General features: G+C 41.6%; 9 protein-coding genes and 3 pseudogenes. 5 read left to right on the top strand and 7 right to left on the bottom strand.

The window, feature by feature from the left end:
• Positions 1-500: 500 nt before the first annotated feature.
• Positions 501-1,724: pseudogene (locus tag VL20_RS15970) on the top strand (RNA-guided endonuclease InsQ/TnpB family protein).
• A gap of 205 nt (positions 1,725-1,929) precedes the next feature.
• Here the strand turns inward: VL20_RS15970 and VL20_RS15965 are convergent.
• The gene (locus VL20_RS15965) at positions 1,930-2,802 is read right to left on the bottom strand and encodes an FkbM family methyltransferase (protein WP_052277065.1); all 873 of its coding nucleotides are present in this window, start codon (positions 2,800-2,802) and stop codon (positions 1,930-1,932) included.
• A gap of 384 nt (positions 2,803-3,186) precedes the next feature.
• On the opposite strand from VL20_RS15965, the gene VL20_RS15960 reads away from it, so the two are divergent.
• Positions 3,187-3,612, top strand: coding sequence for a DUF29 domain-containing protein (locus VL20_RS15960; protein WP_052277064.1), 426 nt, complete (start codon positions 3,187-3,189; stop codon positions 3,610-3,612).
• 274 nt (positions 3,613-3,886) lie between these two features.
• On the opposite strand, the gene VL20_RS15955 is transcribed toward VL20_RS15960, so the two are convergent.
• The 3 genes from VL20_RS15955 to VL20_RS31230 form a co-directional block, all read right to left on the bottom strand.
• The gene (locus VL20_RS15955; RefSeq protein WP_052277063.1) at positions 3,887-4,543 is read right to left on the bottom strand and encodes an MAE_28990/MAE_18760 family HEPN-like nuclease; all 657 of its coding nucleotides are present in this window, start codon (positions 4,541-4,543) and stop codon (positions 3,887-3,889) included.
• Positions 4,543-5,670 carry a DUF262 domain-containing protein gene (locus VL20_RS15950; RefSeq protein WP_052277062.1) on the bottom strand — a complete coding sequence of 376 codons (1,128 nt, stop codon included), beginning with the start codon at positions 5,668-5,670 and terminating at the stop codon, positions 4,543-4,545. Before VL20_RS15950 ends, VL20_RS15955 begins: the two co-directional genes overlap by 1 nt.
• Positions 5,671-5,799: 129 nt before the next feature.
• Complete coding sequence (locus VL20_RS31230) at positions 5,800-5,946, bottom strand: hypothetical protein (protein ID WP_158499358.1); 147 nt, start codon at positions 5,944-5,946, stop codon at positions 5,800-5,802.
• Between the two features lie 162 nt (positions 5,947-6,108).
• On the opposite strand from VL20_RS31230, the gene VL20_RS15945 reads away from it, so the two are divergent.
• Genes VL20_RS15945 through VL20_RS32875 form a run of 3 tightly spaced genes read left to right on the top strand, consistent with a single transcriptional unit; the run spans position 6,109 to position 8,355 of the window.
• Positions 6,109-7,908, top strand: a complete 1,800-nt coding sequence (locus VL20_RS15945; protein WP_052277061.1) for an acyl-CoA dehydrogenase family protein — start codon at positions 6,109-6,111, stop codon at positions 7,906-7,908.
• Positions 7,886-8,248 carry an acyl carrier protein gene (locus VL20_RS15940; RefSeq protein ID WP_002755494.1) on the top strand — a complete coding sequence of 121 codons (363 nt, stop codon included), beginning with the start codon at positions 7,886-7,888 and terminating at the stop codon, positions 8,246-8,248. The genes VL20_RS15945 and VL20_RS15940 overlap by 23 nt, the downstream gene beginning before the upstream one ends.
• Entirely contained in the window at positions 8,224-8,355 is a 132-nt protein-coding gene (locus VL20_RS32875; RefSeq protein WP_284525821.1) for a hypothetical protein, read from the top strand. The genes VL20_RS15940 and VL20_RS32875 overlap by 25 nt, the downstream gene beginning before the upstream one ends.
• A 112-nt stretch (positions 8,356-8,467) precedes the next feature.
• Here the strand turns inward: VL20_RS32875 and VL20_RS15935 are convergent, their stop codons facing one another.
• The 3 genes and pseudogenes from VL20_RS15935 to VL20_RS15925 all read right to left on the bottom strand — a co-directional run bounded on the left by VL20_RS15935 (position 8,468) and on the right by VL20_RS15925 (position 11,894).
• Positions 8,468-9,091, bottom strand: a complete 624-nt coding sequence (locus tag VL20_RS15935) for a cytochrome c oxidase subunit 3 (protein ID WP_052277060.1) — start codon at positions 9,089-9,091, stop codon at positions 8,468-8,470.
• Positions 9,092-9,225: 134 nt separating this feature from the next.
• Positions 9,226-10,900 (bottom strand): annotated as a pseudogene (gene ctaD, locus VL20_RS15930) (cytochrome c oxidase subunit I).
• Between the two features lie 29 nt (positions 10,901-10,929).
• A pseudogene (locus VL20_RS15925) lies at positions 10,930-11,894 on the bottom strand (cytochrome c oxidase subunit II).
• Between the last annotated feature and the right edge of the window lie 182 nt (positions 11,895-12,076).

Here is a 12,076-nt window from a genome sequence, read left to right as displayed (position 1 = left end):
TAGGGTTGGCTGAATATCAGTGCAATCCTTGCTAAAAAAGGTTTTTGGCACTTTTTTGGTTAAAAAAGTGCTAGAAATAAACGTTGAGAAATCGATCCGAGGGACTCAAAACCCTTAAACTTTTTCAGCTTGTCCGAGCGGGATTACCAGTGCCATAGTTGGGATTTTCTGTCTGAATGATTCTCATCGGAAACATAGAAAAAAAAGAACTTGATTCCTTGCTCACTCTACAATTTCAGAAGTTTAATAAATCTCAGATTATGACCTTCTAAAGTATTGTAAAGTTTCAATACAAATATAGTCATATATAGTCATTCATGGTAATATGTACAGACAAAACTATCAGACTATGCAAAAAAAACAGGAATAAGTTATCGAACGGCTTGGAGGTGGTGGAAACAAGGGAATTTAACAGGTTATCAATTGCCTTCTCGTACAATTATCATAACGGATGACAACCATTCAAAACCCGACGCTGAGTTAAAAGACAACGGATAATAATGTTAGTAGCAGAAAGACACATTATCAAGAAAGGACATAGATTTTGGGCTGAGATAGATAATTTATCTTGGCAGTCTAAAAATCTTTACAACTCAGCCAATTATTTAATCCGACAAAACTTCATTTATGGTCATGGCTATTTGACCTATAATCAGATGGCCTCTCTCATGAAAAAGACAGAACAGTATCAAGCTTTACCCGCTAAAGTTTCCCAACAAGTTTTAAGAGGATTAGACCGGAACTGGCAATCATTTTTTGCCGCTGCATCGGAGTTTAAAAGTCACCCCGATAAATTTCTGGGAAAACCCAAAATCCCTGGCTATAAGGAGCCAAAAAAAGGACGAAATCTCTTAGTTTACACGATTCAAGCTATAAGCAAAGTAGGTCTTAGGCAAGGGTTAGTCAAACTATAAGGTACTTCAATTGCCTTGCCGACAAGAGTGGCGGAGCGCATAGCAGAAGTCAGAATAGTTCCTAAATGTGATTGTTATGTAATCGAGGTAATTTATGAGAAAACCGAACAGTTCTTAGCTCCTAATGAAAAGATAGCTGCGATAGATTTAGGCATAGATAATTTGATGGCTGTAACTTCAAATCAACCGGACTTTATCCCTTTGTTGATTAATGGCAGACCGTTAAAAAGCCTGAATCAATTTTATAACCAACGTCGAGCTAAGTTACAATCTCTGTTAAAAGGTAATCGTCAAAGTTCCCAGAGGATTCGCCGTTTAACCCGTTGCCGTAATCAGAAAGTAGATGATTATCTTCATCAGGCTAGTCGTTATTTAGTAAATCTCTTAGTTGAGCAAGAGATAACAACTTTAGTAATTGGGAAAAATCACGGTTGGAAACAAGAAGTGAACTTAGGAAAAGTCAACAATCAAAAATTTGTGACCATCCCTCATGCTCGATTAATTGAGATGATTAGTTATAAATGTCAATTAGAAGGAATCTCTGTGATTCTTCAAGAAGAATCCTATACCTCAGCTTCTAATTTTTTGAATGACGATCCTCTCCCCGTTTATGGAAAGATAACTGAAAAGCCAGTGTTTTCAGGAAAAAGAATTTCGCGAGGGTTATATCGTACAGATAAGGGGATTCTGGTTCAATCTGATGTCATGGGTTCCTACAATATTTTGCGAAAAGCATTCCCAAATGCGTTTAACCGCTATGGGATAGAGAGGTGCGTAGTTCACCCAAGGAGAATCAATCTCTCGAAGTAAAAGTGAAGGGAATTTCTGAAATGGAATTCAGTCTGTCTATATTTGACTATACTTTTACTAACTATAGCTTGTAATCACTTGCTCGAATGAATTAGCATGGTGCGTTCCCAAAAATCTATCGGTGCGGCAGTAGCAGCTAGATTAGGGAACGCACCCTACAGCGATGGCTAGGAATAAGCTCTGTTCCGTCCGCAGCGACGAAGTGTTAGACATCTTTTAGCTCTTCAAACCTTGACAAGAGCCGATTAGGAACTAAGAAAATCATCTTAATATGAAAGTTTGTCGGTTTTGTTTCAATCTTGATGAATTTTGGTCGCGAATTATCTCCATCCTCCTCCTTAGGTTTGACGAAAGCAAAACAGGTAAATTCAATAGATTTAATAAATTCAAGGAGCTTGGTTGTTGGATAAATTTCGGACAATACCAAAGGTTGATCTCGAATTAGAAGATTTTTGCCACCCATTAGTATATCGAAGTCTGCTCCTTCAGCATCTGTTTTGATACAGGAAACACTCAGTAACGGATAATCAGACATCAATTTGTCTAAAGTATTTACCTTGACTGTCACCTTGTTCTCTTGGGGACTATGCCTAACCAGCGAATTTAGTTCAGGCATTGAGTTCAAATTAAGATCCATACTGCCAGGCTCGGAAAAAAGTGCTTCTTCTAGAACATGACAGTTTTGAAACTGGGAAAGATTTCTCTTTAAGTGTTCAACCATTCTCGGATCGGGTTCAAAGGCATAAACCTGATTAGATGAAGGAGCAGCAAGTAAACTATAATAACCAATATTAGCTCCAACATCAATAAAGTCTTTATTAATATCTAAGAATCGATGAAGGATAATTTCAGACCCCCAATCTAACTTGCTTCCCTTAAGGAAAATTTCCGTTCCGAATCGACTATCGTACGGCAAAATCATTTCTACATTATTAAATAGAACCATTTTCTGGTTGAGCTTGGTTATCTTATAAAATCCTCGTACTACATAGCGGTATAGGAAATCCCAGCCACCAATCTCTCGAACCAATCCAAGAAAATAATTGAACTTATGCAAATAAATAGTCCCTTTCAACATATACTCTCACTTCAAGTTAGCCATGAAGGCATCTAAATATTAATTATACCGCTCTCTGCGGTCGAGCCTCCTCCTCTGTCCTACTATCCTACCCCATCGGTCCGACACCCCCTCAATAAAACCCAATACCGCACTGTGGGGTCTCTATCGGTGCGGCAGCTAGGAGCCAGATTAGGGAACGCACCCTACCGCAATGGCGTACTGCTACGCAGTGCCTTCGGCATCGCACTAACCCTAACAACAATTTTTGATTTTTACCAGAGGTCTATTGACTGAATGATGGGATGTAATATTTCAATAACCAGCATTTTCTTGGTGCTTGAGCTATACAATGAGATCTATATTTTGATAGGACAAAAAAAGATTAGTATAGAGGTAAAATTAATGGCTGAAACCCTATATGAAAAAGACTATGTAGCCTGGCTGCAAGACCAGGCAGCAAAACTGCGATCGCCTGATCGCAATACTTTAGATTGGCAAACTTTAGCCGAGGAATTAGAGGAAATGGTTGATGAACGCAAATACAAAGCAGAAAGCTTTCTTATTCAACTCCTCAGTCACCTGCTACTTTACGCCTACTGGAAGCATCCTTACTACCTACCCCACTGGACAGACGAGATAGATAATTTCAGATTGGAATTGAGCTTGCTGTTTCGCTCTAAGGTAATCTACAATCATGCCTTAGAACGGCTTGGTTATTGTTATCAAAAAGCACTGGGAAAAGCGAGCCGCAAAAGTGGATTAACTTTACCAGTTGACTGTCCTTGGACAATTGAGAAAATTCTTGATGAAGATTGGTTCCCTGGTTAAAAACTGGAGCTTGCGGTCTAACTTACATCCATACAACAATAGGGTGGCTATTGCCCACCTTACTTCAATTGATACCAATTTTCAATAGTCGTGACTAACATCTGAAATTGCGATTCCGCTCTCGGAGGAGAATTACGCTTTGGAATAATCAACTAAGTCTGTCATCACTTTTGAAAAATGATATGAGTCAGCGGTTTAATCACTATCGATGCGGCAGTAGGAGCCACATCAGGGAACGCACCCTACAGCGATGGCTATTTAAAATGCGTAGATTTCATGATGAGCTAGGCGGATTTGATGGTTTCAAATACTTCCGATTATCTAAGCAATCAATTACAGATAGTCCTAGCTCATACATAGCTTCCAAAGCCGCATTTTCATACTTGTTATACTCAGTCAGATCATGAATTATTTCTTTCTGCCCATGAGCTATATTATTTCTCCTGCTTACTAATGTCTTAAGTAAAAGCTCATGTTGATCCACCATTGAGCATGATAAACCAGCATCTGTAGAGTTCTTTTTAAGCAGCATAGGCTTTAAATTGCTATCTGCTTCTAAGCGAATATTGAATTCAATATTCTCATTAATTAAAGCTGGCAATTCGTTGGAAAAAAAGCTCCAAACTCCATCTGCTGACAAATCACCTCCAAGTTCTTTAAAGCGCTTCCTTAGCGATAGCTTTATAACCTCCTCACGGCATTGATTGCGTTTAATATTTTGCCTTTGAATTGTATCGAGGTATGAATCCCATGCAAATCTACAAAAACCTTCATAGTGAGCATATAGCAAAGTAGTAATAGCTCTCAAGAGAGCTTCATACCTTACAGGATGCTTAACCCTATCAGTCGTTAATATTTGAATTTTAATTGCAGCCAGTTCTCCTTCTCTCCAGTTGAGATCAGCCTCGATCTCATTCGCCCAGTTGCTCATTAAAAATTACTCCACAAGCTGAGTTTATTTAAACCTTCTTGAATACATCCAATTCTATTAGAAAGCTTAGTTCTGGAGTTAGCTCCAGGTCCAATATTATCCTTAAAGCTGTTTGACTGAACAATTTTGATTATTTCATCCCTAACAGAAGAATTATCCAGATTCTCTAATCTTTCTAGTATCCTAAACACGCCAATTGTAACAGCTTCAAAATAAGCTGGAGCTAAAGCACCAATTGGTGATTGATCGCGATATTGAACAAAAGCACCACTGCCGAGAATTTGGCTCAAGTAATCAAATAATCTATTAAAGTCTTGTGTTTCAGTAGAATAATCAAATTGTATTTCTTCAAATAATATATTTTCCATGTATGTGTCTAACCAATCTCTCACACTCCCCCGGAAGAGATCTTGAGCATTTTTTGCGGCAAAAAATCTTAAGACAAGCTCTTCGTCTCCCTTTTGTTCTTTTTCTGATTGAGACAATGTATCTATGCAAGTCTTAAAGTTTGAATAGGAGGATCTTTCTTGGAGAAACCTATAGAACTTTATACCTGGCTCACCAAACATCCTAGAAGAACAGTTGCGAATTTCCTGTGGAGCTAGAATTGATCCCCCAGTATTTAACCTCTTGAACATTTCATAACGCAGAAAAGAATTACTTTGCCTTTTAATAATTACTGTCCTTACAGAGGATCTTTTAATCCTAAGCTTGAGTCTCAATGATAAATCTTCAAAAGTCAGATTATTAAGTTCTGAAATCTGATCACAACCTTCTAACTTTAGAGATTTCAGCTTTTCTCCATCTATATCAGTGAAATTCAGTACATTGGCATCAATGAATTGAATCACAGAGCTAAGGCGTTGTAAGCCATCAATTAACTCCAAAACCCCATCTGAGTTCTCAATAGTAAATATCTGTGGTATTGGCAACTCAAGAAGTATGGATTCTATTAAACGAGACTTTTGTTGATTAGACCATCGGAATAACCTTTGATATTCTGGTTGAATAATCAGTTCCTTTTGAGAATATAAACTGATGATTTCTCCAAAGCTGAGATCGATAGATTCAGTACGAACCTCACCAATTTTGGCATCTATCCGTTCATCTATTGATTCCATCATCATATTGCTCCTAGACTTCTAAACCCTATGGCAAGCAAAACTTGTACCTTAAACATTCTAATCGTAATCTGCCAGTTGAATATTACATTCAAGGAAAAAGTATGAACAGGGAACGAGCCGCATAACTATTAATCATACCGATCCCTGCGGTCGAGCAACCTCCCCCATCCTAATATCCCACTTCCATCGGTCTAACACCGCCTCAATAAAACCTAATACCGCACTGTGCGGTTTAATCACCTCAATTTGGGCATAATTACCGCAGAGGGAGTCTAGCACCCCACCCGACTGGTTTCTAGCACATTTAAGGTAAAGGGGAAATTAGGAATTGTTGCCATTGTACGGCCAAAAGTCTAGAATGGTCATTAATTTTTGTGCATGGTCGGGTCTTCTAACCGAAGGCATTGACGAAAAACACATTGTATCTGTCCTAGAGGCACTATGAAAAAGCTTAAGCAATACTGGACTGCTGAAGCACTGGAAAAAGACTTAGGCGATCCTCTCAATCCCGATAACCCTCTATCCTACAAGCGGGTGATCGAAATTGACGAGAGCGAAGAATTTCCCCATGAGGAAATTCGCTGGTTATACGACTGGAAACTCCAACACTACTACATTCCCACCGATTGCGGCGGTGAATTTACCTCTTTTGAGGAATTTGTCGCTTTTGTGCGGGTACTGTCTCGACGGGATCAAACTATCGGCATCGCTTTTACCACCCTATTCTGGTCGTTTTTAAACTGGATGGCGGGAACCCCAGAACAGAAACAGAAGCTCGCCCGTTTTATTATGGATGACTATGGGGCGATGTGTCTGGGTTACTCGGAAAAGGAACACGGTAGCGATCTGATCAATGGTGATCTAACCGCGACGAAGGTGGAAGGAGGTTATATTCTCAATGGGGAGAAATGGCCGATTAACCGGGCGACTATCTCTGGAATTTCCTTTATTTTGGCGAAAACCGATGCTAACGGCGGGCCGAAGTGTTTAACCCTATTTATGGTCGATAAACGGCAATTAGACCCCGAAAAATACTATAATTTGCCGAAAATATACACCCATGGCGTGCGGGCCTCGGATATGAGTGGCATTGGTTTTAAAGATTGTTTCGTCCCCGATTCCATGCGTTTACGCGAGGAGGGAGACGGTTTAGAATTAGCCCTGAAAGGTTTCCAGATTACCCGAATGTTGTGCGCTGCTTTTTCCCACGGGGCAGCCGATACCGCTTTGAGAACTACCCTCAGTTTTGCCGTTAATCGGGTAATCTATAACAAAACTGTGATGGATTTGCCCCAACCCCGGCGCACTCTCGTGGATGCTTTCCTTGACATCCTTATTTGTGATTGCGAGACGATTCCGGCTGCGAGAGGTTTTCATATTATCCCCGAACAGTTTAGCGTCTGGGCTTCGGTGGTAAAATATTTTGTTACCGTCCGTCTGGAGGAGATGGTTAATAGTGTTTATGTGGTCTTGGGATCGCGTTTTTATATGCGAGAAGAACACGAATTCGGCATCTTCCAGAAGCTACTGCGGGATAATTCGATTATCAGTATGTTTGACGGCAGTTCTATCGTCAATCTTCATGCTTTAATCCTACAATTGCGTCCTTTAACCAAATATCGGGCTAAACGCAACTCGCACACCATGTCGGCGTTAAAAACCCGTTTAGAGGCGATTTTTAGCCTAGAAAAGTCGGTTCCTCCCTTTGAACCCAATAATTTAGAATTATTTGGCCGGGGAATGGATGATTCCCTACAGGGTTTAGAGATTGCCCTTGATATGCTGGAAGGATTGAAAAATTCTGACGAAGTGGACCCAGAGGTATTAGAAAATCTATTGATGTTGGGTAATTTAGTTTTAGAGGAACTAAATGCTCATGATGAACAGATTAGTCAATCGAAATTCGAGTATGGTCACGACCAATCACCCGAATTGTTCGAGATTGCCAAGAAATACTGTACTTTACACGCTGCTTCTGCTTGTTTACACACTTGGCTTTATAATCGTTCCATCTTGGGTGAATTTTTTGCCCGGGGGGAATGGTTGGTGTTGAGTTTACACCGATTACTGCGAACTCTCCGGCCGCTGCCTTACACTCTATCTGAGGTGTATGTAGAAAATGTTGCCCAAGAATTGCTGAAATTATATCGAGAAAATCAACATTTTTCGATCGTGCCTTTTCAATTAGCCCCTTCACAAACTACCGAGGAAAAAACCCATGAACTCCAGCTCCAATCTTAATAATCTCGTACAAAATTGGTTAGTTAAACAGTTAGCCGATCAGTTATCTTTGGATGCCAAAACGATTAATGTGACTGAACCTTTAACCCGTTATGGTTTAGATTCGATCGATGCAGTAACGATGGTGGGTGATCTAGAAGATTGGGTCGGTCAAGAGTTACCTTCTACCCTTTTCTGGGATTATTCTACTATTGAAAAAGCGTCTCTTTTCCTAGTAGAAAACTACGATCTTTCTAATCTTTCCGGTGAGGAAACCCCCGCAGAAGTTGCTCCCGTCGCTGAAAAAGCTGAACCGGCCGTTAGTGGTGGCAAAGGTTGGAGTTTATTCGGTCGTCGTTAATTATCAGTGATCAGTTATCAGTTATCAGTTATCAGTTACTCGGTTATCAGTTATCAGCTTCTGAAGGCAAAAGGCAAGAGTCAAAAGGCAACAGGGGGAATAAATAATCAGTTTGTAATAACTGGATTTAGGATAACTTATAGGATAACTGCGGTAAGTTAAAATATATAAAAAAAGGCGATAAATTGATCGCCCTTTTCTCCTACTAAATAACAAAAATTATCTCAAGAGATACACCAGTAAAAACAGGATAATCCAGACCACATCGACGAAATGCCAGTATAATTCTGCCGCTTCCACACCAAAATGAGATTGACTAGAATAGTGGTCTTTTTGACGAGAACGCCAGAGGACCGATAGAATTAGCACTAAACCGAAAGTAACGTGGAGACCGTGGAATCCGGTTAAAGCATAAAAAGCGCTGGTGAAAACATTAGTTGTCAGACCGAATTCAGCGTGATAATATTCGTATCCTTGACCACAAAGGAAGATAATGCCCATCAGGGCAGTAATACCGAACCACAATTGTAAACCGGCATTATTATTTTGTTTAATCGCCTTTTGTCCTATGTGCATAACAAAACTACTGGACACCAGAATAATCGTGTTAATTGTCGGTAGGGTTAATTCTAATTCTGGCGTGCCGGCGGGGGGCCAAACGGGTAACATGGTACGGTAGAACAAGAAAGCGGCAAATAATCCTAAAAAGATGGAACTTTCCGCCACTAGAAACAAAACCACACCGAACAAGCGATGATCCGGGTGGCCATGATGTCCGTGTTCCACCGTTTCCTGATGATAATTGACAGAGAGTTGAGAATCTTCGAGCGTTGAACCTTGCATGATTGAATGTCCTTAGTTTACACGGGAGACGGGAAGCTTTTTTTCAGTGATCAGTGATCACTGATCACTGATCACTGATCACTGATAACTGATAACTGATAACTGATAACTGATAACTGATAACTGATAACTGATTATTGCGATTCAGCGCCCACTTCAGCGAGGAGATCCTGTACTGATTCCTCTGCTTCCGATTCTTCCATATCAATACCGTAATCGTAGGGGCCGGACCAAAGAATCGGCATTTCCTCAAAATTCTCGATAATTGGGGGAGAGGAGGTTTGCCATTCTAGGGTTAAAGCGCGCCAAGGATTACGACCGGCGGGTTGACCTTTAAAGGCACTCCAGACCATATTAATAGCGAAGGGAAGACTCGATATACCGAGAATATAAGCTCCTGCGGTACTAAGAACATTTAAATCCTGAAACTGCACATCATACAGGGCAATACGACGGTTCATCCCCAATAATCCCAATTCGTGCATTGGCATGAAAGTTAAATTCAAACCGATAAAAGTGAGAACAAAGTGGATACGACCGAGAGTTTCGTTATACATCCGTCCGGTCATTTTTGGGAACCAATGGTAAACGGCAGCAAACAGGGCCATTGCCGTACCACCGAATAGTACATAGTGGAAGTGACCGACGACAAAATAGGTATCGTGGACGTGGATATCGAAGGGAACAGAAGCCAACATAATCCCGGTCAAACCACCGATGAGGAAGGAAGACAGGAAACCGATCCCAAATAATAAAGACGTATTGAGACTAAGTTTACCCCCCAAAGAGTGGCACACCAACTAAAGATTTTAATGCCCGTGGGAACGGCGATTAACATAGTTGCCGCCATGAAAAACATCCGTAACCAGCCGGGGGTGCCGCTGGTGAACATATGGTGGGCCCAAACGATTAAACCCAAGAAACAGATGGTGAGACTGGAATAGGCGATCGCTCGATAACCAAAAATCGGTTTGCGGGCGTGAACCGGTAATATCTCCGATATCGTGCCGAAAAAGGGCAAGATCATGATATAAACGGCAGGATGGGAGTAAAACCAGAACATATGCTGATAAACCACCGGATCGCCGCCGCCGGCGGGGTTAAAAAAGCTCGTGCCGGCGATTAAATCAAAGGACAAGAGAACGAGAGCAGAAGCGAGAACGGGGGTGGAAAGCAGTACCAGAGTCGAGGTGGCCAGCATTGCCCAACAAAATAGCGGCATACTGTACAAATCCATCTCAGGAATCCGCATTTTCAGGATCGTGGTGATGAAATTAATCGAGCCTAAAATCGAAGAAGTCCCGATCAATAAAAGGCTCAAAATCCACAATTCTTCCCCCCATTTGCCGCTAATTAAGCTTAAAGGTGGGTAGGAAGTCCAACCGGACTGGGGTGCGCCAACAAAGAAACTGGATAATAATAGCAGCCCGCCGGGGGGTTAAGCCAGAAAGCCACAGCGTTAAGACGAGGAAAAGCCATATCTTCCGCCCCAATCATCAGGGGAATGAGATAATTGGCAAAACCTGCCCCAACTGGAACGATCCAAAGAAAGATCATGATCGTTCCGTGCATGGTCATGAATTGGTTATATAGTTCTGGGGAGACGAAATCGGGGTCAGGAGTGGCTAATTCCGTCCGCAGCACTTCCGCAAAAGCACCGCCAATAAAGAAGAAAAGAAAGGCAGTCACCAGATATTGAATCCCGATGACTTTATGATCGGTGCAGAAAGTAAAGTAATCCGTCCACTTGCGGTGATGGATCACCTCGGGAACGGTTGCTGGGGTGGTTATTTCCGTTGATGCTGTCATAAGGCCAAGATTTTAGATGACAAGAAAAATTACATTTGCTGCTGATGGGCAACTTGGGCGAGGATTTCACCGTTTATGCCCATTTCTTCGGTGTAGGGGGTCAAATATTGACTATCAGAGCGATCTTTAGCGGTCATAGCTACGGTTCGATCGCTGTCAACTTCGGCGATCGTGTTATCCTGCACCCATTGGTCGTAATCCCCTTGGGAGTGAACCACAAAGCTAGATTTCATACCGCCGTGATAGGCCCCGCAAAGTTCCGCACAAATGATCGGATATTGACCAATTTGGTTGGATGTGAACGATAACACCGTTTCCTGTCCGGGGATAACGTCCTGTTTTAGACGCAATTGGGGAACCCAGAAAGCATGGATCACATCCCCTGCTTCCATATTCAGTTGCACGGGACGATTGACGGGAGCGTGTAGTTCTCCGGAAACAATGCCGGTTTCGGGATAGGTGAAAATCCAAGCGTATTGAATACCTTTAACATTGACCACTAGGGGGGAACTCCTTCACCATCGTAGGAATTGCCAATACCTAGGGCTACTCTGCGATCGCCGCCCAGGGCCATCATCGTGCCGTGGTGATGACCGTGGTGGGCGATTTCTCCTTTGTCACCCTTGGAAATCAAGGGATCGAGACCGCCGATATTGTTATAAATCTCGAAGCTATAGACGGCAAGGATAAAGACGATTACCGTCGGGATGGCTGTCCAGAAGATTTCTAGGGGGACATTGCCCTCCACTGCCGGCCCGTCGGTTTGATCGCCGGGTTGACGGCGAAAGCGAATCACTATATAAATGATCACGCCTTCAACTATTAAAAATAGTCCCGTGGCGATGGTCATCATCAGATTAAAGATATTATCTATCTCCTGAGCATCTTCGGAAGCGGCCACAGGCATTAAGCCATGATTTTGGCCATACCAGAGACTAATTAAGGTTAAGGTGATCCCGAGTACAAGCGTCAGGATACTGCTGGGAATTTTCACGGTCTTTTCAATATTTTTAATAGTGGCTACTTATTCAAGGCTAAAACATGATTCCCCTATAGATGGGAAATTTAACCAGCATCTTCTGAGAATTTTATCTTTTCTTTGGGATCGTTTTCAGGGAAAGTATTTAAAATAACTAATTTTTATGTTTTATTCTGAGTTTATGTAAACAAATGTAA

The sequence above is a fragment of the Microcystis panniformis FACHB-1757 genome, from assembly GCF_001264245.1.
GTDB classification, from domain to species: domain Bacteria; phylum Cyanobacteriota; class Cyanobacteriia; order Cyanobacteriales; family Microcystaceae; genus Microcystis; species Microcystis panniformis.
This window is presented reverse-complemented; position numbering and strand designations above follow the sequence as displayed.